Origin of the sequence: Mycobacterium sp. SMC-17 (assembly GCF_045310915.1) — a bacterium.
In the GTDB taxonomy this organism is placed as follows: Bacteria; Actinomycetota; Actinomycetes; order Mycobacteriales; family Mycobacteriaceae; genus Mycobacterium.
Window position 1 is genome coordinate 1 of record NZ_JBJIAK010000030.1, and the last position, 23,444, is coordinate 23,444.

Below are 23,444 nucleotides of genomic sequence, written 5' to 3' on the forward strand. Positions count from 1 at the left end.
CAACCCAGTAGGGCGTCAGTCAGTGCCAGAGCCACGACCCGCGCGGTAACGCTCTTCCATCATCAATGTCGGTGCCCGCCTCTACCCTGGTACTCATGGCCTTCGCGACCGAATACCCCGTCCTCGCGCACTCGGAATACCGGCCGGTCGACGCCATGGTGCGGGCCGGCGGGCGCTTCGAAGTGGTCAGTCAGTACGAACCGGCGGGTGACCAGCCGGCAGCCATCGACGAACTCGAGCGCCGGATCTCCGCCGGCGAGCGCGACGTGGTGCTGCTCGGTGCCACCGGCACCGGCAAGTCCGCGACCACCGCCTGGCTCATCGAGCGGCTGCAGCGCCCCACCCTGGTGATGGCGCCCAACAAGACGCTGGCCGCCCAGCTCGCCAACGAGCTGCGGGAGATGTTGCCGCACAACGCCGTCGAGTACTTCGTCTCGTACTACGACTACTACCAGCCCGAGGCGTACATCGCCCAGACCGACACCTACATCGAGAAGGACAGCTCGATCAACGACGACGTCGAGCGGCTGCGGCACTCGGCGACGTCGAGCCTGCTGTCACGCCGCGACGTCGTGGTGGTGGCCTCGGTGTCCTGCATCTACGGCCTGGGTACCCCGCAGTCGTACATGGACCGCTCCGTCGAGCTCAAGGTCGGCGACGACGTGCCGCGCGACGGGCTGCTGCGCCTGCTGGTCGACATCCAGTACAACCGCAACGACGTGGCGTTCACCCGCGGCTCGTTCCGGGTGCGCGGCGACACCGTCGAGATCATCCCGTCCTACGAGGAACTGGCGGTGCGCATCGAGTTCTTCGGTGACGAGGTCGAGGCGCTCTACTACCTGCACCCGCTGACCGGCGACGTGGTGCGCAAGGTCGACTCGTTGCGCATCTTCCCGGCCACCCACTATGTGGCGGGTCCCGAGCGCATGGCCATGGCCATCTCGACCATCGAGCAGGAGCTGGAGGAGCGGCTCGCCCAGCTGGAAGGCCAGGGCAAGCTGCTGGAGGCGCAGCGGCTGCGGATGCGCACCAACTACGACGTCGAGATGATGAAGCAGGTCGGGTTCTGCTCGGGCATCGAGAACTACTCGCGGCACATCGACGGCCGTGCCGCCGGTTCGGCACCGGCGACGCTGCTGGACTACTTCCCCGAGGACTTCCTGCTGGTCATCGACGAATCCCACGTGACGGTGCCGCAGATCGGCGCCATGTACGAGGGCGACATGTCCCGCAAGCGCAACCTCGTCGACTTCGGGTTCCGGTTGCCGTCGGCAGTCGACAACCGGCCGCTGACCTGGGAGGAGTTCGCCGACCGCATCGGTCAGACGGTCTACCTGTCGGCGACGCCCGGTTCCTACGAGATGGCGCAGTCCGGCGGCGAGTTCGTCGAGCAGGTCATCCGGCCCACGGGCCTGGTCGACCCCCAGATCGTCGTCAAACCGACCAAGGGCCAGATCGACGACCTCATCGGGGAAATCCGCAAACGCACCGAGCGCGACGAGCGCGTGCTGGTCACCACGCTGACCAAGAAGATGGCCGAGGACCTCACCGACTATCTGCTGGAAACCGGCATCAGGGTGCGCTACCTGCACTCCGAGGTCGACACGCTGCGCCGCGTGGAGCTGCTACGCCAGTTGCGGCTCGGTGACTACGACGTCCTGGTCGGCATCAACCTGCTGCGTGAGGGCCTGGACCTGCCCGAGGTGTCGCTGGTGGCGATCCTCGACGCCGACAAAGAGGGCTTCCTGCGCTCGACGCGAAGCCTGATCCAGACCATCGGTCGCGCGGCGCGCAACGTGTCCGGCGAGGTGCACATGTACGCCGACAAGATCACCGACTCCATGCAGGCGGCCATCGAGGAGACCGAGCGTCGCCGCGCCAAGCAGATCGCCTACAACGAGGAGAATGGGATCGACCCGCAGCCGCTGCGGAAGAAGATCGCCGACATCCTCGACCAGGTGTACCGCGAGGCCGCTGATACGGAGGATGCCACCGAGTCCGTTCCGGTTGGCGGTTCGGGCCGCAATGCCTCCCGCGGTCGCCGGGCACAGGGCGAGCCGGGGCGCGCGGTCAGCGCCGGCATCGTCGAGGGCCGCGACACGGCGAACATGCCGCGTGCCGAGTTGGCGGACCTGATCAAGGACCTCACCGCGCAGATGATGAACGCGGCCCGGGACCTGCAGTTCGAGCTCGCCGCCCGCATTCGTGACGAGGTGGCCGACTTGAAGAAGGAGCTGCGCGGGATGGATGCGGCCGGGTTGAAATGAGCGGTCCTTGACCTCAACCGCGGTTGAGCCCCTAGCGTCGCGGACGTGACCGACATGCGCGCCGAGACCGTGACGATCGGCAGCTGGCGGGAACTGCTGGGTCCCAGGTATCTGGGTGCGTCGACGGTGCTGGCCGGCGGCGTCGCGCTGTACGCGACCAACGAGTTCTTGACCATCAGCCTGCTGCCCAGTGCCGTCAACGACATCGGCGGCGGGCGGCTGTACGCGTGGGTCACGACGGTGTACCTGGTGGCATCGGTGATGGCGGCAACGACCGTCAGCGGCATGGTGGCCCGGTTCGGCCCGCGGCGTTCATATCTGTTGGGGTTCAGCGTTTTCGCGCTCGGCAGCTTCATGTGCGCGCTGGCGCCGACCATGGAGGTGATGCTCGCCGGCCGAGTGGTGCAGGGCGCCGCCGGTGGCATGCTGGCCGGGCTGGGGTATGCCGTGATCAATACGGCTCTGCCGCAATCGCTTTGGCCCAAGGCGTCGGCCCTGGTGTCGGCGATGTGGGGCGTCGGGACGCTGCTCGGGCCCTCGTCCGGTGGCTTGTTCGCGCAATTGGGCGTGTGGCGCTGGGCGTTCGGCGCGCTGGCGATCCTCACCGTCGCGGTGATGGTCCTGGTGCCGTTGAGCCTGCCGGGCCGGTCAGGGGACCGCGTGCACGAGCCGCTGCGGATTCCGTTGTGGTCATTGGTGATTCTCGGCTCCGCGGCCATGGCGATCAGCGTCGCGGGCATCCAGCGCAGCGTGCCGGTGATGGTGGCGCTGCTGGCCGCCGGTGTGGCGCTGGTCGGGGTCTTCATCGTCGTCGATCAGCGGATGCCGGTGAGCGTGCTGCCGCGGACCGCCTACGGGCCCGGCCCGTTCAAATGGATCTATGTGACCCTGGGCGTACTGATGGCGGCCACCATGGCCGATATGTACGTGCCGCTGTACGGGCAGCGGCTGGCGGGTCTGGTCCCGTTGACGGCGGGCTTTCTCGCGGTGGCGCTGAGCGTCGGGTGGACGGTCAGCGAGATCGTCAGTGCCTCTGTCACGGCGCCTGCCCGGGTGGTGCGCATCGTGGCGGTGGCGCCACTGGTGATGGCGATCGGTCTGGGCGCCGCGGCGCTGAGCCAGGTCGACGGGGCATCGCCGGCCGTGGTTGCGGTCTGGGCGTTCTCGCTGCTGATCACCGGCATCGGCGTCGGCATGGCATGGCCGCACCTGTCGGTGTGGGCGATGGGCCGAGTCGACGACCCCGCGCAGGGCACGGTGGCCGCGGCGGCGATCAACACGGTGCAGCTGATCTGTGGGGCGTTCGGCGCGGGGCTGGCGGGCATCGTGGTCAACACGGTCGATCGACCCGACGCGGTAGGGGCCAGCTGGTTGTTCGCCGTCTTCGCCGGACTGGCGGTGCTCGGCTGCGTGGCATCCTTCCGCGCAGGCAAGGGCGTGGGGTAGTCGCGTTCGACGACTACGGTTCGGGCGTCGGTACAGTCGGGTTCGTGTCAATCCTCGCTAAGCCCGTCGTCGCGGATGCCGTCGCGCGACTGTTCTCGTCGACCATCAATCCGGCGCCGAAGCCGGGCGTCCGATTTCCTGAAATCGTCGGCAGCACAACGTCGGCGGTGATTCCGACGCGGCACGGTGACACGGCGGCGACGGTGTACTGGCCCACGTCGGACCGCGTTCCGGCAGGCGTCTACGTCAACGTCCATGGTGGCGGTTTCGTCGTCGGCCACCGTGAACAGGACGACCCTTGGTGCCGATTTCTGGCCGCGCACGCGAATGTCGTTGTGGTGAACACCGATTACGTGCTGGCCCCGGGGCACCGGTTTCCGGCCCCCGTCGAGCAGGTGTATGACGTTCTCGTCTGGGCCGCCGCTGCCGAACGTGAATGGGATGGCAACAAGCTCTGCGTCGGTGGTCAGAGCGCCGGCGGCAGTCTGTCCGCGGCTGCGGCTCGGTTGGCCTTGGAACAGGGCGGACCCGAAATCAGGCTGCAGATGTTGCACTATGCGCCACTGGATTTGGTGACGGCGAGCAAGGACAAGCGGTCCACGCTGGGCGACAAGGCCGTGATGCGGCCGTGGATGAGCGAGGTGTTCGACACCGCGTACATCCCGGACCCTGCACAGCGCCGTGATCGGCTGGCCTCACCGGCATGGGGCGACAACGCCGACGACATCAAGGGCATCGCCCCCGCACTGATCGTCGCCGCTGAGTACGACCGGCTGCGCGACGAGGCCTGGCAATATGCCCAGAAGCTGGATGCCGTGGGGGCTTTGGCGCAGTACCACGAGGTACCCGGCGTCGACCACGGCTACAACATCATGAGCAACGCAACGGACGTCACGCGCGGCGTGTACGACATGATCGCCGGGCACGTCAGTCGGGCGATCGCGGACTGACCTAGTCGGGGTCTTCCTCCAGTTGGCGTACTCCCGCCACACCGTCGATCAGGGCCAGGACGGACGCAGCTCGCAGCACTCCTGCGCCGCCGAGCGTCAGCTGGACGCCGACGTGACCTGGCGGGGCGCCGATCGGCTCGCCGGCCGGATCGGTCTCGAGGTCGGTGATCTGCCAGTCGCGCCGGCCGCACGCCTGCAACACATCCCGTAGAACACCGCGGTCGTCGGCGTACGTGATGTGGAGGCGGACCGACCCGCCCAATCGCGAAGCCAGCCGTCGCGCCAGTGGCATGAACCCGATGATGATCAGCAGGTGCATCCCGGTCATCACGGTGGCCAGCAGGAGTAGTCCGGCGCCGGCCGCCATGCCGATCGCCGCCGATTCCCAGACCGAGGCGGCGGTGGTCAGCCCGTGCACCGAACCCCGGCGCACGATGATGATGCCCGCGCCGAGGAACCCGATGCCCGAGACGATCTGGGCCGCGACACGTGACGGGTCGACGACCACCAGACCTGGCGTCAGCACGTCGCCGAACCCGTACTTGCTCACCAACATGATCAGCGCCGCTGCGGTGCCGACGATGGTCTGCGTGCGCAGCCCGGCACTCTTGCCCTGGATTTCCCGTTCGAGTCCGATCAGTGCGGTGAGGCCGAACGCGACCACGAGTTCGATGATCTGCCGCGAGCCCTGCCCGGGTCCGCCGAAAAAGGCGGGGTCTGCCAGCCACTCCATGAGGGACAAACTAATGCGCGCCGATGACTTTTGGCGGCAGTCGAAGTCTGTCTTTGTAGAGGCCGATTTCTGACAAGGAGTGATGCCCATGTCCGCGCAACCAACTGCCTATCCCGACGTCGTCACGCGGGAGGAATGGCTCGGGGCCCGCACAAAGCTACTGGCCCGGGAGCGGGAGGCGACGCATCTGCGCGACGCCGTCAACGCCGAACGCCGTCGGCTCCCGATGGTGAAGATCGAGAAGGACTACGTCTTCGACGGACCCGATGGCGCCGTCAGCCTGCTCGACATGTTCGAGGGCCGCAACCAGCTGTACATCCACCACTTCATGTGGATCGATGCGATCGATGCCGGCTGCCCGAGCTGCACTGCCGCGGCTGACCTGACGTTCACCGAAGGGGATCGAGAGCTGTTGCACGGCAAGGGCGTCACGTTCGCGTGTGTGTCCCGGGCGCCGTACGAGAGCATCGCGCGCTACCGCGACCAGCACGGCTGGACGTTCCCCTGGTACTCGTCGCGCGACGGCGACTTCACCTATGACTTCCACGTGACACTCGACCCGGCGCGAGCGCCGAGCGAATACAACTACAAGTCGCTCGATGAACTGCACGCCGACGGCTGGACCGATGACGACCTGCGCGGAGACTGGCCTGGCGCAAGCATTTTCCTGCGCCGCGGCGACGAGGTGTTCCACACGTATTCGGCGTACGCGCGCGGGCTCGACCATTCGGCGGTCGGCTATCCGTTCCTGGATCTGACCCCGTACGGCCGTCAGGAGCCGTGGGAGGACTCACCGGCCGGCTGGCCGCAGGGTGGCCCGGCGGTGGGTCGGCCGGTGGGGGATTGCTGCGAGGGGTAGCAATCACCGCGATCTCAACCCTGGGCGGCAGGCGCACGCACTGGCACTGTGGTCATCAGTGCGGGTGTGGCTGAGTGGCTAGGCACCGGCCTGCAAAGCCGTTCACACGGGTTCGAATCCCGTCACTCGCTCCACTGATAGAAGCTCGGCAGGTCTCACCACCTGCCGAGCTTCTATTTTGGCGGGTGCTCTTCGAAGATGAGCTTCCGTGCGACCTCATACAGAGGGATGTTCAATTCCTGCGAGAGCTTCGTCAGCATCGTGAAGGCCGCACCTACGGGGACGTCGAACCGTTCCATCAGGATGCCCTTGGCTTGGCCGATGATGTCCCGCGACGCCAACGCACTCTGGAGCTCTTCGCCGCGGCGCGCATTGGCGAGTCCGATCGCGGCGTGAGCCGCCAGCGTCAGGGCGGTCTGCTCGACGTCATGGGTGAAGACGTTGGCCTCCTCGGAATACAAGTTGAGCGTCCCGAGCTCTCTTTCGTTGGTGTAGAGCTGAATGGACAGACTCGAGCGCACCGGTGTCTGAGCGCGCAACGCGGTGACAAAGGCCGGCCACCGCGTCTCGGTCGCATAGTCCTCGACACGGACGGTGTACAGGTTCCAGATCGATTCCAGGCACGGCCCTTGGCCGAGTTCGTCCTGCAACCTGTCGAGCGTTCTGGGGATCGGTCCGGTGGCCGCCACCGACTCGACAGTCCGGCGGCGACGATTGACAACAAGCGTCACTCCGCCATGTGTGACCTTGGGCAGCAGTTGGGTGGCGGTTTCGGTCACTTCGAGCAACAAGCGGTCAGAATCGAGATCCATGACCTGTTGGCTCTGCAGGGTGCGCGCCAACCGCGACAATTCAGAGGAAAGTCCGTCTGTGACTTCAGTTTCGGCACCCATGACGCCGCCTCCAGTCCTCTGCCGGTTCAGTATCAAGACGACTGCGCGCAACAAGGTCCTGACGTGCAGTGTAGCGACCGACAATGGGGGTACGCTCCCGCTAGCGATGGAGAAGGCAAGGTTGTCTGTATTTCTTCCGCGCGAGGTGGTCAGCGGTGGCAACTTCGGTGTTGAGAAGCCAGCATGGAGCCGCTGATCCCCGTCGCAGCTCACGCCTGAATACCCCTGAAAGTCATGCCTTTTCAGGGGTATTCACGCCGCACTTACAGTGGCGGTGGGATGTCTTGTTGCTCTGCTGATTCAGCGGCCGCCGCGGTTTCGGCGGCTTCGCGTTCTTGGCGTTCTTTACGTTGGCGGGCGAAGGCTTCTTGGGCGGCTTCGCGCTCGTCGATGTCGGCTTGGTTGAGCGCGCGTTCGTAGGCGATCTGCTGGGCCTGGTTCTGGGCGCGGGTGCGGCGCCGGATGGGCATCATCACGCCCCGGCCGGGAGCCGCGGTGGTGTCCAGGTCGGTGTCCTGTGGTGGTGGGTTCGGCAGTGGGGTGTCGGTGACCGTGCGGGGAAACAGGATTCGACTTTCGGGCACGCTGATGTAGGTGTGGCCGGTGGGTGCGGTCCACACAATGGTGCCGTCAGGCTGTTGACGGTCACTCCAGCCGTCGGGCCCGCCGTAGAAGGTTTTGAGTAGGTGGTGTTTGCGGCATTTCGGGCTCAGGTTGCCCGGATGTGTCGGCCCGACCGGCCACGGGATGGTGTGGTCGATATCGGAGGCGGTGGCGGGCTGATCGCAGCCCGGGAACATGCACGTCATGGCCCGCACCCGCACGAACTCATCCATCGCCGCCGACGGCCGGTACCGCGGCACCTCATCCAGATCCGCAGCCGAGGCGACGGTGCGCACTTTCGCGCCGCGGGCCACCAGATCGGCGAGCACTGCCGGGGGCACCACACCGCCGCCGAGGACGTAACCGACCGGGGTGCATACCGGCGCGGGGGGTTTGGTGGAAGTTGGAGCGGAAGTCGGGACCGGCGGGTGCGCCGCATGAGCTTCATGGGTGGACGCCGCGTCGCCGGCCGGTTCGGCATCATCAGGAGTCGGGTTTTCGGCGGGCCGTGAAACGGTCGCCGGTGCAGGCGCGGGCATCGGCGCCATGTCATCCGCCGGCGCGGGCTCGGGTTGGGCGGTGAAGACCGATTCCGGTGCGTGCTCAGGCTCGGGCGCAGGTTCAGGCGCAGGTTCGGGTGTGAGCACCGGCTCAGGTGCAGGCGCAGTCGGGGTCAGGGGCGCGGCCGGATCCCCGTGCAGCAGCGGATCCGCCACCGGCGTCGGCAGCCGATCGGTGAGCACATGAATCATCACCGCCGCCGCCCGCGCATCAGGCCCAGCGGCCGGGCAATCGGGATTGCCGCACTGGCACACCAACCGATCCCCACGAGCCGCCAACACCCCCAACGCGTCAGCCCGCCGCTGCCCGAACGTCCGCGGATCGTCCTCACACACCTGCCGGGCCATCTCGTCCAGCACCCGATCCAACAGATCGGCATCGGTGGCCAACAGCGCACCCCAGATCGACGCCACCCCGGTCTCATCATCGGGCTTGCCCACCCCGACCCCACGCCGGCGCGCAGCCGAACGCACCTTCAAAACGGCGGCCGGGTCGAACTTCTGCACCCAACCATCGATCTTGCGTTCAATCTTCTTGCGCGACAACCCCGCCCACTCCGACAACGCCCCCGCCAACGCAACATCGATCACCGCCAGCGTATTGGGATCCTCCACCAAACGGGTGCGCCAACAGATCGTCCCGACCGTCCGCGCCGACACCCCACCATCGGCGAACACCGCCGCCACCCGCGGCAACCGAAAGCGCAACGCGACCGCAATCGACAACTGCCCCGACGCTTCACGCTTCCCGATCCCCAGCGCCGCCCCCACCTCGGCGACCGCAGCATCCCACCCATCACAGGCCCACCACTGCCGGCCATCCTCGTCATCGACACGCAACGCCACCAGATCGGCGATCGCCCGAAACTTACCGCACTCAGCCACATTCGACACCCGCGCGAAATGCACCACGGCATCGACCACAGAGGCATCGTGAACCAGCACACCGCCGGCCCCGATCCCTACATGTTCGAACATGTGTTCGAGTTTACTCGTCGATCTGACACGGCACAACAGAATTCGATGAGCTTGTGAATAAATATCTTCGACGGTGACGTCACTTACCGCGGCGATCAGCGCTACCGACAAATGGGTGTGTCAACACCTCAGGCAAGATGCCTCAGGTGACGTACAGTTCGCCGACCTTGTCTGATCTCGTGAGCACGCTGCTGGTGGATCAGACCGATGACCACCACTTCGTGGCCACCCAGCTCGACAACCCCAGCCATCACATCGCCGGCGGCCATCTCGCCGGTCAGGTGCTGGTGGCGGCGAGCCGGACCGCACCGGGACGCAGCGCGCACAGCCTCCACGTCTACTATCTGCGCGCCGGCGATGCCCGAAAGCCCGTCGAGGTTCAGGTCGACGCCGCCCGCGACGGCGGCACCCTCGCGACGCGCCGCATCACGGCCCTTCAGGACGGCGAGATCCTGCTCGAGGCGCTGGCGTCGTTCAGCACCCCGGTCGACGCGCTCGACTACCAGGCAACCATTCCTGCTGTGCCAGAACCACTTTCGGTACCGACCATGGCCGAACAGCTTGCCGACTACGCCGACGAATCAGGCGGTTTCTGGGTTCGTGACCAGCCGTTCGAGCTGCGGTACATCGACCCGCACCCGCGGCTGGCCATAGATTCGCCGGATTCGGCACCGCATCTGCGGATGTGGTGGCGCCCGACCGATGCCATCCCCGACGACCCGGCCCTGCACGCCGGACTGCTGACGTACCTGACCGGCACCACCATGCTGGAAGCGGCGATGATCCCGCGGGGTGCGCTGCCGGCCCACACTTTCTCCGCGCTGATCGACCATGCGCTGTGGTTTCACCGGCCGGTTGATCTGAGCGACTGGGTGTTGTCCGACCAGACCTCGCCGAGCGGGATCGGGGGCCGTGGCCTGGCCAGCGGGACGATGTACAACCGTGCCGGCCAACTGGTGTGCGTTGCCACGCAGGAGCTGTATTTCGGTCGTGGCTAACGATCTCGGGCCCGATGCGTTCCATCTCACGGGACGAAACACCCAGTCGTTTGGTCACTATTGGCAAGCTCGTTGCGGCGCCTGCCGCTAACATCGGTGCCGGTAAAGCACATTTTTCACGGTGTCCCCGGCGAACTTGTGTGGTGAAACCGCACCAATGGCCACTATTCAGCGGCTACTGTCTGCGGGGATGCCGGACAGAACGCCGGATACACAAACCTGGATAACGGGAGGCCATTGATGAGCGGCTACCAGACCGTGGTCGTCGGTACGGACGGATCGGATTCGTCACTGCGCGCTGTGGAGCGCGCTGCCCAGATCGCCGCGGGGGCCAATGCGAAGTTGGTCGTGGCAACCGCCTACTTCCCGCACGCCGATGATCAGCGTGCGGCTGATGTCCTCAAGGACGAGGGCTACAAGGTGCACGGCGATGCGCCGATCTACGCCATCCTGCGTGAGGCCCGCGACCGTGCCGAGGCTGCCGGTGCGACCCAGGTCGAGGAGAAGGCCATCGTCGGCGCGCCCGTCGACGCCCTGGTCGATCTGGCCGAGAGTTCCAACGCTGACCTGCTGGTCGTCGGTAACGTCGGTCTGAGCACCATCGCCGGCCGCCTGCTGGGCTCGGTGCCGGCCAACGTGGCCCGCCGCGCCAAGGTCGACGTGCTGATCGTCCACACCTCGTAAAGTTCGATTGTCTGGGGCCCTCGGCGTACTGCCGGGGGCCTCAGTTTTTTTCGTGCCCGTAAAGTTCGGGTCATGGCTCGAAGAAGTCTCGTCCGTGCGTCATGGGTGACGTTGTCATTGGCCGCCACACTCATCGCCGGCTGCGCGGGCAAGAACCCCGCCGTCACACCTGCGACGACATCCGCGATCGCGTCGGAGACCGAATCGACGATCCCGACCGTCGCGCCTCCCGACCCCAACGTGGCCAACAACCCCGCGGTGACTGCCGCGCAGGCGAGTGTGGTGCGAGTGCACGGCATCGCCCACAGCTGCCGAAAGCGGTTGGAGGGCACCGGGTTTGTGGTGGGACCCAAGCGCGTGATGACGACGGCGCACGGCGTCGCGGGGACCGACGAAGTGTCGGTCGAGGTCGGCGGCACCAAGTACAACGGCCAGGTGGTGTCGTTCGACCCGAACATGGACATCTCGATCCTCGCAGTGCCGGACCTGCCGACCGCGCCGTTGATGTTCTCCGAGGCGCCTGCCGTCAGCGGTGCCGACGCCGCCGCGCTCGGCTTCCCGCACGGCGGCCCGTACGAGGCCAAACCGGTGCGGGTCCGTGAGGTCATCAAGCTCCAGGGACCGGACATCTTCCGCACCGGCACGGTGACGCGCGAGGTGTACGCCCTCAGAGGCGCTGTGCAGCAAGGGAATTCGGGTGGTCCGCTCATCGACCTGGACGGCCGGGTGCGCGGTGTCGTCTTCGGGGCCGCGCAGGACGACCCCGACACCAGCTTCGCATTGACCGCGAAGGAAGTCGGCCCCCAGCTGGCACTGGTCGGCAACACCCAACCCGTCCCCACGGGCCAGTGCCTGGGCTGACCAGCCCAGCGTCTACCAGCCGCGCGCCCGCCACTCCTCGAGATGCGGCCGCTCGGTGCCGAGCGTGGTGTCGTCGCCGTGGCCGGGGTAGATGACCGTCGAATCGGGGTAGACGTCGAACACCTTGCGGGTGACGTCGCCGAGCAGCCGCTCGAAGTCGCCGTCCTGCCAGGTCTTGCCGACGCCGCCGGGAAACAGGCAGTCGCCGGTGAACAGGTGGGTGACCTCACCGTCGGCGCCGCGCAGCGCCAGCGCCACCGAACCCTCGGTGTGACCCTGTAGGTGGATGACGTCGAAGGTCAGGTCACCGATGGTGATGGTGTCGCCGTCGGTGAGGATGCGGTCGGGCTTCACCGGCAGCGGCTCGGCGTCCAGCGCGTGCGCGGCGGTGGGCGCACCTGTGGCCTCGGCCACTTCCGCCAGGGCCTGCCAGTGGTCGAAGTGCTGGTGGCTGGTGACGATGAGTTCGATGTCCGGCGCCTGCGACCTGATCAGCTCGACGAGCGCCGGTCCGTCGTTCGCGGCGTCGATGAGCAGCGTTTTTCCGGTTGCGGAACACGTGATGAGGTACGCGTTGTTGTCCATCGGTCCGACCGACGCCTTGACGATCGTCGCGGCGGGAAGGGTGCGACGGGCCGCGGTGCCCGCATCGACATGGCCGGTGTACGTGTCATTGACGACTGTCATGACGCCACCGTATCCGGACTTGTCGGTGGGGACACCTAGCATGGCGATGTGGTGTCTGGATTGCCCAGACCGGTGAAGGGATACGTGTGTCGGACCGTCTGATCGTCAAAGGTGCGCGCGAGCACAACCTGCGGGGAATCGACCTTGACCTGCCCAGAGACTCGCTGATCGTATTCACGGGCCTGTCGGGTTCGGGCAAGAGCTCGCTGGCGTTCGACACCATCTTCGCCGAGGGGCAGCGTCGCTACGTCGAGTCGCTGTCGGCATACGCCCGCCAGTTCCTGGGCCAGATGGACAAGCCGGACGTGGACTTCATCGAGGGCCTGTCGCCCGCGGTGTCCATCGACCAGAAGTCGACCAACCGGAACCCGCGTTCAACCGTCGGCACCATCACCGAGGTCTACGACTACCTGCGTCTGCTGTACGCGCGCGCCGGTACCCCGCACTGCCCGGTGTGTGGTGAGCGCATCGCGCGGCAGACGCCGCAGCAGATCGTCGACCAGGTGCTCGCCATGGACGAGGGCATCCGGTTCCAGGTGCTCGCGCCCGTGGTCCGCACCCGCAAGGGCGAGTTCGTCGACCTCTTCGACAAGCTCAACGGCCAGGGCTACAGCCGGGTCCGGGTCGACGGCGTCGTGCACTCGCTGACCGACCCGCCGAAGCTCAAGAAGCAGGAGAAGCACGACATCGAGGTGGTCGTCGACCGGCTCACCGTCAAGGCCAGCGCCAAACAACGTCTGACCGATTCGGTCGAGACCGCGCTGGGTCTCGCGGACGGCATCGTCGTCCTCGAGTTCGTCGACCGTGACGACAACCACCCGCAGCGTGAGCAGCGCTTCTCGGAGAAGCTGGCCTGCCCCAACGCGCATCCGCTGGCCGTCGACGACCTCGAGCCACGGTCGTTCTCGTTCAACTCGCCGTACGGTGCCTGCCCGGAGTGCACCGGTCTGGGCATCAAGAAGGAAGTCGACCCCGAGCTCGTCGTGCCGGACCCGGAGCTGACGCTCGCCGAGGGCGCGGTGGCGCCGTGGTCCATGGGCCACAACTCCGACTACTTCACGCGCATGATGGCCGGCCTCGGCGAGGAGCTGGGCTTCGACATCGACACCCCGTGGAAGAAGCTTCCGGCCAAGGCGCGCAAGGCCATTCTGGAAGGCTCCGACCACCAGGTGCACGTCCGGTACAAGAACCGGTACGGCCGCACGCGCTCCTACTATGCCGACTTCGAAGGCGTGCTGGCGTTCCTGCAGCGCCGCATGGAGCAGACCGAATCCGAGCAGATGAAGGAACGCTACGAGGGCTTCATGCGGGACATCCCGTGCCCCGAGTGCGCCGGCACCCGCCTCAAGCCCGAGATTCTGGCCGTCACGCTGTCCGCGGACGATGACGCGAAATCCATTGCGCAGGTGTGTGATCTGTCCATCTCGGACTGCTCGGCGTTCCTCAACGCGCTCACCCTCGGTCCCCGCGAGCAGGCCATCGCCGGCCAGGTGCTCAAAGAAGTGCAATCGCGGCTGGGCTTCCTGCTCGACGTCGGCCTCGACTACCTGACCCTGTCCCGCGCGGCAGGCACGCTGTCCGGTGGTGAGGCACAGCGCATCCGGCTGGCCACGCAGATCGGCTCCGGTCTGGTCGGTGTCCTCTACGTGCTCGACGAGCCGTCCATCGGCCTGCACCAGCGCGACAACCGCCGGCTCATCGACACCCTGGTCCGGCTGCGCGACCTCGGCAACACGCTGATCGTCGTCGAGCACGACCTCGACACCATCGCGCACGCCGACTGGGTCGTCGACATCGGTCCCGCGGCCGGTGAGCACGGTGGACAGATCGTGCACAGCGGCACCTACAAGGAGCTGTTGAAGAACACCAAATCGCTTACCGGCGCGTATCTTTCGGGCCGGGAGCAGATCGAGGTGCCGGCCATCCGCCGGCCCGTCGACCGCAAGCGGCAGATCACCGTCGTCGGCGCACGCGAGCACAACCTCAAAGAGGTCGACGTGGCCTTCCCGCTGGGCGTGCTCACGTCGGTCACCGGCGTCTCGGGCTCCGGCAAGTCGACGTTGGTCAACGACATTCTCGCGACCGTCATGGCCAACAAGCTCAACGGCGCCCGCCAGGTGCCGGGCCGGCACACCCGGATCAACGGCCTCGACCAGCTGGACAAGCTGGTGCGGGTCGACCAGTCGCCGATCGGCCGCACGCCGCGGTCCAACCCGGCCACCTACACCGGTGTGTTCGACAAGATCCGCACCTTGTTCGCGGCGACCACCGAGGCGAAGGTCCGCGGCTACCAGCCCGGCCGGTTCTCGTTCAACGTGAAAGGTGGCCGCTGCGAAGCATGTTCAGGTGACGGCACCATCAAGATCGAGATGAACTTCCTGCCGGACGTGTACGTGCCGTGCGAGGTGTGCCAGGGCGCTCGCTACAACCGGGAGACCCTGGAGGTGCACTACAAGGGCAAGACCATCTCCGAGGTCCTCGACATGCCCATCGAGGAGGCCACCGAGTTCTTCGAGCCCATCAGCTCGATCCACCGGTACCTCAAGACGCTCGTCGACGTCGGCCTGGGCTACGTGCGGTTGGGCCAGCCGGCCCCGACGCTGTCCGGTGGTGAGGCGCAGCGCGTGAAGCTGGCCGCCGAGCTGCAGAAGCGGTCCACCGGGCGCACCGTCTACATCCTCGACGAGCCCACCACCGGCCTGCATTTCGAGGACATCCGCAAGCTGCTCAAGGTCATCAACGGCCTGGTCGACAAGGGCAACACGGTCATCGTCATCGAGCACAACCTCGACGTGATCAAGACCTCGGACTGGATCGTGGACATGGGTCCCGAAGGCGGCGCCGGCGGCGGCACCGTCGTGGTGTCCGGCACGCCGGAGGACGTCGCGGCGACTCCGGACAGCTACACCGGTCAGTTCCTCGCCGAGTTGTTGCCCGCCGTGGTGCCGGATCCGCCGAAGGCCAAGCGGCGCAAGGTGAGTGTCTGACCCGGAGGAATAGGGGTTTCCCTTATATCCGCGGGACTGCGACCGGTCTAGCGTCGAATCGGACAGGAGACGCGATGTCCATGTCAACGCACGCTGCACTAACGGCCACGATGATCGGTGCTGCGGCGGGCTGGCTCGCCGGTGCCGGCCCAGCCGCCGCAACCCCTTTCGCGCCGACAGCGCCGTCGCCGCCGCTCGCCCCCGCCGACTGTCAATATTCGATCTTCGGCCACGACTCCGTGATCGAGCAGGACAACGGCATCCAGATCCACGTCGTCTGGGCGGGTAAAGATGGCGGCGGCACCGCCAGCTATAGCTCTCAGGGGTTCGATTGGGCAGGGCCCATCCGAGGCGGAATTGTCAACGGAACCAACAAGCTGGACTTCACGGTGGCCTTCGAACAGACCGCCGGACGCTACGACCGCCCCAATCCTCATTCACCGACGAATCACTACACGGGCACTATCGATTCGAACTCGAGCGCGAGCGGAATCACGGTCAACGACAGCGGCGTCTCCAACCGATGGACCATATCCGACCCAGCGGGCTTCGGATGTGTTCGTCGCTAGCCGGTCCCGCAGGTCTGGCTCAGCGGTGACGGGAAGCGCGGCTTGACACGCACGCCGTCGAGCCAGTCTGTCAGTTCGGATGCCTTGCGCTGCAGCGTTTTCCGTGCTGCGGCTCCGACGTCTTCGACGTATTGCAGCTGCACCCGGCCGTCGACGTCCTGACCCCAGGCGCCGACGACACGGCCGTCCCACCACACTGTGGGACCGGCGTTGCCCGAGCGGTCGAACAACTGGCCCGCGTGCGGGCCGAGATACCAGGAACGCACCTGCCAGCCCATGACGGTCGGGTCCAACCCGGGCAGCAGTGCGCCCCTGGGTGCAACCGGGGGAGTGTCGTCGAGATCGTCGGGTAGGACGAATCCGGCGTCATCGCAACCCTCGAGGGCGACCTGCACCGCGTCGATCGAGCGCAGTCCGTCACGCGCCCACGTCAGTGTGTGACCGAACCACCACTTGATGTCAGTGGCCGTGGCCGGCCCGAACGTGCGGAGCCAGGTCCGCAGCAAGGTGTCGCGTGCCGCATCAGGCTCCATCGCCACGACGGGTTCAGCCAGCCAGTGCGACGCCGCGGCCCACAGCGGCCGCGATGTCGTCCACATGCCGTCGTTGGGGCCGCGCAGGATGTGCCCCTGCGCGGACAGCACCGTCATCACCCGCGGGGCGACGGGAGTGCTTCCGCCCCAGGTCTTTCCGGGCGCCGGATCCCAGCTGCCCGCCAACTCGGGCAGCGCGGCCCGCAGCGCGGCAGTGCCGGCCGTCAAACCCGCTTCCAGGTGCTGACGCACCGCAGCCGATGCCAGCTCGAGCCACGCCGCGCCGTCGGCCGCGATACCGGACTTCTCGATGTCACCGATCAGCCGCTTGCGCTCGGTGGTGGCCACGCGGTCGCTGGCCGCCGCCTGGACCGCAGGCAGGTCCGCGGTGTGCACGACCCACAGCGTCCGGCGCATGGCCATGTGCTTGACCAACTGCCGGTCCCGGTACAACGCCGCATCGAGATCGTCCACGACGAAACCGGGCAGTCGGGCCCACAGGGAGAGGTACGGAGTTGCCGGATCGGTGCCGTGCAGGCCGACCAGCGCCCGGGTCACCTCGGCGGGGCTCGAGGCCGAATCGCTCAGGAAATGGCGTTGCGCCAAGCGTTTGCGGCGCTCGGCGATGGTGAAGGTACGCAAGTCAGCCGTCGTGCATCGAGCGACGGATCTGCTCGAGGCGTTCCGCGGCAGCTTTCTGGCGCGCTTCGTACTGTTCCTCGACCGAACGGCCCTCGGGGGTGTCCGCGGCCAGCTCGGCCGAGCCGATCGCGGTGCCGTACCGGTTCTCGATCTTCTCGCGCACCGACTCGAAGGTCGGGACACCGTCGGGGGTGTAGCCCGGATCGACAGGCGGGGACACCGGCACCGGGGCGGGCGCCGCATCCAATGGCACGATCTCGGCGTCGATGGGCTCGGTTTCGTCGGCCATGGCTTCACCGTACCGCGCCACAAAGTTGGGATCGGTAGCCGCGGCGCCCGCGTGTACTTACCGCACGACGACGCCACTGGGGCGGCGTAACGAAGAAGGGAAACCCTCTGACATGAACATCAATCGCACTCTGGCCGCTGGTATCGGCATGCTGGCCGTGGGCGCCACCCTCATCGGCTGCTCCACCGACAAGGCGGACGGCCCGAAGGCGTCCGGTCCGGGTTCGGTGAGCAACGGCGGCGGCAACACGGTCGTCAAGGTCGAGGGCCAGGACCTGGCCGGCCTGGACCTGAAGTCGGTGACCTGCGTGAAGCAGGGCGGCAGCATCAACATTGCCAGCGCACCCATCGGTGGTGGCGCGCAGGGCCTCGGCGTCGTCATGACGGACGCTTCGCCGCCGAAGGTGCAGTCCCTGGGCCTGGTGGTCGACGGCAACGCGCTCGCGGTGTCGGAGATGGGCGGCATGAAGACCGGCTCGGCTGACGTCAAGGTCGACGGCAGCACGTACACCATCACCGGGCAGGCCGCCGGTGCCGACATGAAGAACCCCATGGCGGGGATGATCTCGAAGAACTTCGAGATCAAGGTGTCCTGCGGCTGACATGCCCGGGGCTGCCCGAGCGGCGGGTGCAGACCATGCATCCGCCGCTCGACCTATGATTCGGCCGTGTCGATCACCGGCGAACTCGCCCGCGCCCGCGCGCTGATGTTCGCCGCCGACGAGCAGACAGCCAAAGAACTGCTGCTGTCGCTGATGCCCGCCATCGAAGCCGCCGACCGCGATGACCAGATGCTCGAGGTCTTCGCCCAACTCGGCGAGATCTATCTGATCCGCAGCGCCCTGGACGGGGTGCGCGAATGCATCCGTCGTATCGACGACTGCCTCGACATCTACGCATCGATCCTGGCCGGCCGCGCGCCGGCCGAGATCGTGGCGCAGATGACCATGACCCCGGAGGACGCGGATCACATGCTCAGCCGCTACCGCCGCCGGGCCACCTTCCTGCGGACCGGCCTGTCCGCCGCGATCGGCGACCACGAAGGGGCGGCCGCGTCCCTGACCGCGCTGGACGGCCCGTCCCCATACTCCGATCTGGACGACGAACACACCTATCTGCTGACCCACGCCCGCATCCTGTGCGCGCTCGCGCTCTGCGACGACGATCTGCACGTCCGTTCGGTGCCGCTGTGGGAGGACGTGCTCGCCGCGATCGCTCCGCCGGCCACCACCCCGGAGCGGGAATACCTCTGGCTCGCCGGGGCGCTCGGCTACGCACGGTTCTGCATCGACACCGGCAAGGTGGACGAGGCGTTGCCGTGGCTGCGCCGCGCCGAGGCCCGGGCGCAGGCTCGGGGCTGGGAATTGGCCGCGGCCCGAGCGAAATTGGAGCGGGCGGCGGTGAGCTGGCTGGCCGGCGACCAGGAGGGTACGGAGGCGCTGCTCACCGCCGCGTATCCGGAGATCGCTCGCCAGGCGCGGGCCCACGAGGTGTCGCGCTGCTGGCTGTACTTCGGACTCACCCGACTGGCCGCCGGTGCCCTGCAGGCCGCCGACGAATGCTGGGGACACGCCGAACGGCACTGGCGCGAGCTGGGCAAGCCGCTGCACGTGCACCGCATCTTGTTGCAACGCAGCTGGATCGCCATCTTCCGGGGCCGCTACGACGACGCCCGGGCTCTGATCGATCAGGCCCGGACCTGCCTGGATTCCTCACCGCGCAGCAGCTGGTTGCAGTACGCCCGGCTGGATGACCAACTCGGCACCGTCTGGCGTGCCGAGGGACTGGCGGATCTCGGCTTCGATGCCGCGGGTGATCCCGCCGACACCTGGGCACAGGCCGAAGCCCGCTACCGCGGTGGGCTCGGGACGTGGTCCACCGAACCCGGCACCGACCAATACCGTTCCGGCATGGACAAACTGGCCGCTGCTGCCGACCTGAAGTTGCCCGCGGCGCTGGCTGTCGACTCGGTGCGCTATTCGATCACCGACGCCGATGCCCGGTCGCGATGGGCTGCCGGGGTGGCGGCACCCCTCCTTGCCGGTGCGTTCGCGGTCGCCTGGGAATCGCAGGATCCGGCGCTGGTCGGCGAACTGATCGAATACCACAGCGCCCGAGGGGCATTCAGCGTCGACGCCGCGACGGGCGCCACGATGGAGTGGGCCCGCGCCACCACGACAGCCGCACCGGTTCTCGACGTCGACGAACTGGCGTCGGTCGCGTCGGGCCCGGTCGCCGTCGGCGCCGCCGGTCTCATTCGGCTCGGGCCGCTGCCGCCGCTGCAGATGGAGCCCGACGGTGCGCCGGTGCTGGCGCGCTACCGCGAGCTGGCCCAGACGCGCTATGGCCGCGCCGTCACCGCGGACCAGGAGGCGTGGTCGACATGCCCGTAACCCAGGACACCGCAACGACGTTGGTGCTCCGCTTCGCCGACATCGGTATCGCGACGTACGTCAGCCTCCGGGTCGTCGGCGCACCGGAGCGGCTGGTCACCTGGGTGGTGGCCGAGGATGTTCTGCTGGCGGTGACCTCCGCACTGGCCGAGGCCTTGCCGGATCCGCTTGACGGGGAACAACTTTCCGAGGCATTGACCCGGTCATTGGTGACCGGTCCGTTCGCTGCTGTGGCACGCGAGCGGGAGCTCGCCCGGCTGCTCGGGGCCCTGCTCCCTGACGAAGCGTGGGATCTGCTGCGGCAGTGCACCGCTGACCCGGAGCTGCCGGTGCTCTTTGTCTCGCCGAGCGCCCGCCTGAGCCGGGTGCCGTGGGGCCTGCTCGCGCAGTCCGGCGGAACTGGCGACGAGCGCCTGATCGAAGTCGCCGACCTCCTGCTGGCGGTGCCGCCCAACATCGCGAACGCGCCACGCAGGCAGCTCCAACCAGCGGACGGGCCGCCGCTGCTGGTGCTGGACCCGAAAGTGCCCGGCCAGCGGCCGGATTCAGCGCTCGGCTCGGTGCTCGGCCGGCCCGCGCCGGACACCGTGCTGGCCCGGCACTTCGGCGAGCGGCCGGCCCTCCCGGCGGTCAGCACCCCCGTGGAGCTCTTCCGCCGCGGCGACGCCGACCGGCACTGGCTGGCGGAGCAGCTGGCGCTGCGCCCGGCACGGCTCGTGTACGTCGGGCATGCCAGTGCCGCTCCCGACCGCGACGGCTCGGCCGACCAGGCGGCGCTGCATCTGGCGGAGCCCGAGCCACTGACGGCCGCCGACATCATGGTGATGGGATTGCCGATCCCGCCCCGGGTCGCGCTGCTGGCCTGCGCATCCGGCGCCGACTACCGGTTCGACGAGGCCACCGGACTGGTCGCGGCGATGATCCTCGGTGGCGCACAGGTGGTCACCGCGACTCTCTGGTCGCTGCCCACCACCGCCGGATACCGGACGGCCACGGCCGGCGCCGCCGACCCGATGGCGGAGGCGATCATCGCCGTCGACGCCGCGCACCAGGCGACGACACCGGCTCGTGCCGTGAACCGCTGGCAACGAGACTGCCTGCAGCGCTGGCGAACCGGAGACGCCACACTCAGCCCCGTGTACTGGGCCGCGCTGATGACCTTCTCCGTCGACGGGGCACGCTGATGACCGTTGGGCCACAACCACGTCGTGCCGTCATTGACGCCGCGTGGCGCGAGATCGGGCCCGGTCTCGAACTGCTGAGCAGTCCCGACGGCGGTCCGCTGAGCCGCGCGGTGAAGCGCATCATCGATCCGTTGGTGCTCCGGCTGCGGGCGCACCCCGAATACTCCGCGCCCGTCGTCGCCGCCGACGTCGCCGACGAGATGCGCCGGGTGATCGTCGACCACGCGGTTCAGTTGCGGGCCGCGGCACAGTGGTTCGCGTTGTTGAAGGCGCAGCGCCGGCGCGACCGGATCACCACCGGCAATGCCCAAGAGCTCTACTTCCCGGTGTGTTTCGAACTGGCCGCGACCAGAGGCGCTCCAGGACAGGATGATTCGCGCATCGTCGTGGAGGCGCTGCGCGACGTGCACGGCGATCGGGACCGCACCGCGGTCGAGCGGCTGCACGAGTACCTCGCCGATCCTGCGGTGCTGGAGACGTTGTCACGTCAGCTCGATGCCGGCTGGGACGATGTCAGGGCGGGTGACGCGCCGTACGAACCGTTTCTCGCCGGCCTGACGACGGTGCTCGGCCCGGACGGTGGTCACAACGCCGATGCTGCGCGGCAACGGGTCTGGACCACGCTGATCGCCGACAGCACCCCGTACAACTTCGGCGCCCGGATGCGGGACGCCGCGCCGGCCGCGCCGTGGTCGGTCGACCAGATCGGTTTGTGCGGTGCCGCACCGCAAGCCAAGCCGACGGTCGCCGGCTCCCGCGCCGCCGAACGTCCCCTCGACCGCAGCATCGTCGACCGGGTCCGGGCGACGCTGCGCCGTGCCCTCGACCGCGACGAGTTGCCCGACCTGCCGACCCTGTGCGCCGAAGAGGCCGACCGTGCGGCCTCGCCGTGGGGGCTACTGGCCGAGGACAACCAGGCCACGCTCGTCGCCGGCATCGAGATCGGGGTGGACCTGGCGCCGCTCGAGGTGAATCACCGGACGCGCTACCACCTTTCGGGCCAGATTCAGGCGCGGCTCCGCAAAGAGGCGTACGTGCTGCACGCCCGTCGCTATTTGACCGACGGCGGACCGGTGCACCCGCGGCAGCAGCAGGTGGTGGACGACCTCGGCGCGTTCGTCCGTCCCTATGTCTCGCGGCTGTGGGCCCGCCTGCACGGACGTGACGTCTGGCAGGAACCCTGTGACGACGCCGGCGAGGTGCGCGGACTGCTGGACGGGGTCGCCCGGTCGGTCAGTCTCGATCATCGCCAGCGCATCAAGGCGATGCTGGAATTGGAGGCGGCAGGATGAAACTCACTGTCGATTCCGGATTGTGGGCTTTGGGATCCGAGGTTGCGGCACCGCCGGAGGTGGCGGTGCTCGAGGTGAGCGGTGCGGTCCTCGCCTGGACGATCCACGATCCGGCGCAGGCGGTCCGGATCACGTTCACCGATCTGTCCGCGGCCGACTGGTTGTGGCGGCTGGTCGGCGAGGCCGGACACGTCGCGGTGGTCGCCGCCGCCGAGACTGCCGACGTGCTGCTGCTACCCGAACCCCTTGCCGCACTTCGCCGTCTGGCCGTCGGGCACTGGCTACGGCGGTGGTGGCCGGCCAGCGCCCGCGACGGCATCAACCCACTGGACCCCGCGGTGCTGGACGCCGAGGTGGCGCTGTCGACGGCGGCGCTGCAGGACTACTTCACCGAGGACACCCTGGATTCGGACATCGCCGGGCTGCTGGCGCCGCACCGACAGGCGTTGGCGAGTACGGCGGCATCCGGGGACCCCCGGATTCTCGGCCTCGTCCGCAGCTGTGTCGACCTCGCCGACGATGCCGGACTGGGGGACTGGTCGGAAGTCCTTGCGGCCCAGGGGCCACCGCGGCAGGACGACTATGCGCTCGCCGCCGGGCAACCCGGTGCCGTCGGCGACGGGGCCATCGCCGACGGCATCGCGTCGGTCTCGTGGACCGCAGTGCCACCGCGGACGTTCGACGCTGCCGAGCACACCATCGACTGGTCCGTGTGGGCCCGTGACGGTGCGGTGGTCGCCGACATCCGCGTGGCCACCATCGGTCCCGCGGACGGCATCCCGGTGCGGCTGGACTCGGGTTCGATCGGCGGCGGCGGCACGCTCGACATCGACGGAAACGCGACCGTGCCGCTGTCGGCCACCGAAAACCAAGCGTGGGGCCACGATTGGACGGACACCGCCGTGACGGTGGGTGCCGGGACCGGCGAGACGGCAGCGGTTCGGGACCGGGTCCGGCGCTACGTGCGGGCCCGGCTGGCGGCGCCCGGTGCCGACGCGTTCCTCGCCGAGATCCTGGCCGCCGAAGCCGACTACTAG

General features: G+C 67.9%; 20 protein-coding genes and 1 tRNA gene. 15 read left to right on the forward strand and 6 right to left on the reverse strand.

All coding sequences use genetic code 11. The annotated features are described in order from the left end of the window. Window positions 1-95: 95 nt before the first annotated feature. From uvrB to ACJH7A_RS18950, 3 genes are read left to right on the forward strand one after another with little or no spacing between them, the layout of a single operon-like run. On the forward strand, window positions 96-2,267 hold the full coding sequence (uvrB, locus tag ACJH7A_RS18940) for an excinuclease ABC subunit UvrB (RefSeq protein WP_138249705.1): 2,172 nt from the start codon (window positions 96-98) through the stop codon (window positions 2,265-2,267). A gap of 45 nt (window positions 2,268-2,312) precedes the next feature. Then, complete coding sequence (locus ACJH7A_RS18945; protein WP_406802536.1) at window positions 2,313-3,713, forward strand: MFS transporter; 1,401 nt, start codon at window positions 2,313-2,315, stop codon at window positions 3,711-3,713. 44 nt (window positions 3,714-3,757) lie between these two features. Then, the gene (locus ACJH7A_RS18950; protein ID WP_406802537.1) at window positions 3,758-4,663 is read left to right on the forward strand and encodes an alpha/beta hydrolase; all 906 of its coding nucleotides are present in this window, start codon (window positions 3,758-3,760) and stop codon (window positions 4,661-4,663) included. 1 nt (window position 4,664) lies between these two features. Here the strand turns inward: ACJH7A_RS18950 and ACJH7A_RS18955 are convergent, their stop codons facing one another. Next, window positions 4,665-5,396 (reverse strand): MgtC/SapB family protein, encoded by a 732-nt coding sequence (locus ACJH7A_RS18955; RefSeq protein WP_212814069.1) that lies wholly within the window; start codon window positions 5,394-5,396, stop codon window positions 4,665-4,667. A gap of 88 nt (window positions 5,397-5,484) precedes the next feature. Here ACJH7A_RS18955 and ACJH7A_RS18960 point away from each other — a divergent pair, with 88 nt between their 5' ends. Both ACJH7A_RS18960 and ACJH7A_RS18965 read left to right on the forward strand, forming a co-directional pair. Then, window positions 5,485-6,255 (forward strand): DUF899 domain-containing protein, encoded by a 771-nt coding sequence (locus ACJH7A_RS18960; protein WP_371824554.1) that lies wholly within the window; start codon window positions 5,485-5,487, stop codon window positions 6,253-6,255. 60 nt (window positions 6,256-6,315) lie between these two features. Further along, a tRNA-Cys gene (locus tag ACJH7A_RS18965) sits at window positions 6,316-6,389 on the forward strand. A 39-nt stretch (window positions 6,390-6,428) separates the two neighbouring features. On the opposite strand, the gene ACJH7A_RS18970 is transcribed toward ACJH7A_RS18965, so the two are convergent. Together ACJH7A_RS18970 and ACJH7A_RS18975 are read right to left on the reverse strand one after the other, a co-directional pair. Next, window positions 6,429-7,097, reverse strand: a complete 669-nt coding sequence (locus ACJH7A_RS18970; protein ID WP_244872872.1) for a GAF and ANTAR domain-containing protein — start codon at window positions 7,095-7,097, stop codon at window positions 6,429-6,431. A gap of 314 nt (window positions 7,098-7,411) precedes the next feature. Then, window positions 7,412-9,289, reverse strand: coding sequence for a DUF222 domain-containing protein (locus ACJH7A_RS18975; protein WP_406802538.1), 1,878 nt, complete (start codon window positions 9,287-9,289; stop codon window positions 7,412-7,414). Window positions 9,290-9,426: 137 nt separating this feature from the next. On the opposite strand from ACJH7A_RS18975, the gene ACJH7A_RS18980 reads away from it, so the two are divergent. The 3 genes from ACJH7A_RS18980 (at window position 9,427) to ACJH7A_RS18990 (ending at window position 11,832) form a co-directional block, all read left to right on the forward strand. Next, entirely contained in the window at window positions 9,427-10,287 is an 861-nt protein-coding gene (locus tag ACJH7A_RS18980; RefSeq protein WP_406802539.1) for an acyl-CoA thioesterase, read from the forward strand. 240 nt (window positions 10,288-10,527) lie between these two features. Continuing rightward, window positions 10,528-10,971: a universal stress protein gene (locus ACJH7A_RS18985; RefSeq protein WP_406802540.1), complete on the forward strand. Its 444-nt coding sequence runs from the start codon at window positions 10,528-10,530 to the stop codon at window positions 10,969-10,971. Window positions 10,972-11,043: 72 nt separating this feature from the next. Further along, the gene (locus tag ACJH7A_RS18990; protein ID WP_256445387.1) at window positions 11,044-11,832 is read left to right on the forward strand and encodes a MarP family serine protease; all 789 of its coding nucleotides are present in this window, start codon (window positions 11,044-11,046) and stop codon (window positions 11,830-11,832) included. Between the two features lie 12 nt (window positions 11,833-11,844). On the opposite strand, the gene ACJH7A_RS18995 is transcribed toward ACJH7A_RS18990, so the two are convergent. Then, window positions 11,845-12,519, reverse strand: a complete 675-nt coding sequence (locus ACJH7A_RS18995; protein ID WP_212814078.1) for an MBL fold metallo-hydrolase — start codon at window positions 12,517-12,519, stop codon at window positions 11,845-11,847. Window positions 12,520-12,605: 86 nt separating this feature from the next. Between ACJH7A_RS18995 and uvrA the strand changes: the two genes are divergently transcribed. Next, a complete protein-coding gene (gene uvrA, locus ACJH7A_RS19000) occupies window positions 12,606-15,506 on the forward strand; it encodes an excinuclease ABC subunit UvrA (protein ID WP_212814080.1) in 2,901 nt (966 codons plus the stop codon). Between the two features lie 74 nt (window positions 15,507-15,580). Then, window positions 15,581-16,075, forward strand: a complete 495-nt coding sequence (locus ACJH7A_RS19005) for a hypothetical protein (RefSeq protein ID WP_212814083.1) — start codon at window positions 15,581-15,583, stop codon at window positions 16,073-16,075. Here ACJH7A_RS19005 and ACJH7A_RS19010 read toward each other — a convergent pair. Continuing rightward, window positions 16,072-17,250: a winged helix DNA-binding domain-containing protein gene (locus tag ACJH7A_RS19010; RefSeq protein ID WP_212814085.1), complete on the reverse strand. Its 1,179-nt coding sequence runs from the start codon at window positions 17,248-17,250 to the stop codon at window positions 16,072-16,074. The two genes, ACJH7A_RS19005 and ACJH7A_RS19010, sit on opposite strands and share 4 nt — an antisense overlap. Before the next feature lies 1 nt (window position 17,251). Further along, window positions 17,252-17,539, reverse strand: a complete 288-nt coding sequence (locus ACJH7A_RS19015) for a hypothetical protein (RefSeq protein ID WP_212814087.1) — start codon at window positions 17,537-17,539, stop codon at window positions 17,252-17,254. A 112-nt stretch (window positions 17,540-17,651) separates the two neighbouring features. On the opposite strand from ACJH7A_RS19015, the gene ACJH7A_RS19020 reads away from it, so the two are divergent. From ACJH7A_RS19020 to ACJH7A_RS19040, 5 genes are all read left to right on the forward strand, one after another. After that, a complete protein-coding gene (locus tag ACJH7A_RS19020) occupies window positions 17,652-18,140 on the forward strand; it encodes a lipoprotein LpqH (RefSeq protein WP_371824553.1) in 489 nt (162 codons plus the stop codon). Window positions 18,141-18,206: 66 nt separating this feature from the next. Continuing rightward, window positions 18,207-19,931 carry a hypothetical protein gene (locus ACJH7A_RS19025; RefSeq protein ID WP_212814089.1) on the forward strand — a complete coding sequence of 575 codons (1,725 nt, stop codon included), beginning with the start codon at window positions 18,207-18,209 and terminating at the stop codon, window positions 19,929-19,931. Continuing rightward, on the forward strand, window positions 19,913-21,115 hold the full coding sequence (locus ACJH7A_RS19030; protein WP_371824552.1) for a CHAT domain-containing protein: 1,203 nt from the start codon (window positions 19,913-19,915) through the stop codon (window positions 21,113-21,115). Before ACJH7A_RS19025 ends, ACJH7A_RS19030 begins: the two co-directional genes overlap by 19 nt. Continuing rightward, window positions 21,115-22,407 carry a hypothetical protein gene (locus tag ACJH7A_RS19035; protein ID WP_212814095.1) on the forward strand — a complete coding sequence of 431 codons (1,293 nt, stop codon included), beginning with the start codon at window positions 21,115-21,117 and terminating at the stop codon, window positions 22,405-22,407. Before ACJH7A_RS19030 ends, ACJH7A_RS19035 begins: the two co-directional genes overlap by 1 nt. Continuing rightward, a complete protein-coding gene (locus ACJH7A_RS19040) occupies window positions 22,404-23,444 on the forward strand; it encodes a hypothetical protein (RefSeq protein ID WP_212814098.1) in 1,041 nt (346 codons plus the stop codon). The genes ACJH7A_RS19035 and ACJH7A_RS19040 overlap by 4 nt, the downstream gene beginning before the upstream one ends.

Bases quoted from the DNA above. Each gene is read 5' to 3' on its own strand.
- ACJH7A_RS18980 (WP_406802539.1), top strand. From the start codon at position 9,427: ATGCCTCAGGTGACGTACAGTTCGCCGACCTTGTCTGATCTCGTGAGC.
- uvrB (WP_138249705.1), top strand. From the start codon at position 96: ATGGCCTTCGCGACCGAATACCCCGTCCTCGCGCACTCGGAATACCGG.
- ACJH7A_RS19015 (WP_212814087.1), bottom strand. From the start codon at position 17,539: ATGGCCGACGAAACCGAGCCCATCGACGCCGAGATCGTGCCATTGGAT.
- ACJH7A_RS19040 (WP_212814098.1), top strand. From the start codon at position 22,404: ATGAAACTCACTGTCGATTCCGGATTGTGGGCTTTGGGATCCGAGGTT.
- ACJH7A_RS18960 (WP_371824554.1), top strand. From the start codon at position 5,485: ATGTCCGCGCAACCAACTGCCTATCCCGACGTCGTCACGCGGGAGGAA.
- ACJH7A_RS19020 (WP_371824553.1), top strand. From the start codon at position 17,652: ATGAACATCAATCGCACTCTGGCCGCTGGTATCGGCATGCTGGCCGTG.
- ACJH7A_RS18955 (WP_212814069.1), bottom strand. From the start codon at position 5,396: ATGGAGTGGCTGGCAGACCCCGCCTTTTTCGGCGGACCCGGGCAGGGC.
- ACJH7A_RS18985 (WP_406802540.1), top strand. From the start codon at position 10,528: ATGAGCGGCTACCAGACCGTGGTCGTCGGTACGGACGGATCGGATTCG.
- ACJH7A_RS19035 (WP_212814095.1), top strand. From the start codon at position 21,115: ATGACCGTTGGGCCACAACCACGTCGTGCCGTCATTGACGCCGCGTGG.
- ACJH7A_RS18975 (WP_406802538.1), bottom strand. From the start codon at position 9,289: ATGTTCGAACATGTAGGGATCGGGGCCGGCGGTGTGCTGGTTCACGAT.
- ACJH7A_RS18995 (WP_212814078.1), bottom strand. From the start codon at position 12,519: ATGACAGTCGTCAATGACACGTACACCGGCCATGTCGATGCGGGCACC.
- ACJH7A_RS18990 (WP_256445387.1), top strand. From the start codon at position 11,044: ATGGCTCGAAGAAGTCTCGTCCGTGCGTCATGGGTGACGTTGTCATTG.
- ACJH7A_RS19005 (WP_212814083.1), top strand. From the start codon at position 15,581: ATGTCCATGTCAACGCACGCTGCACTAACGGCCACGATGATCGGTGCT.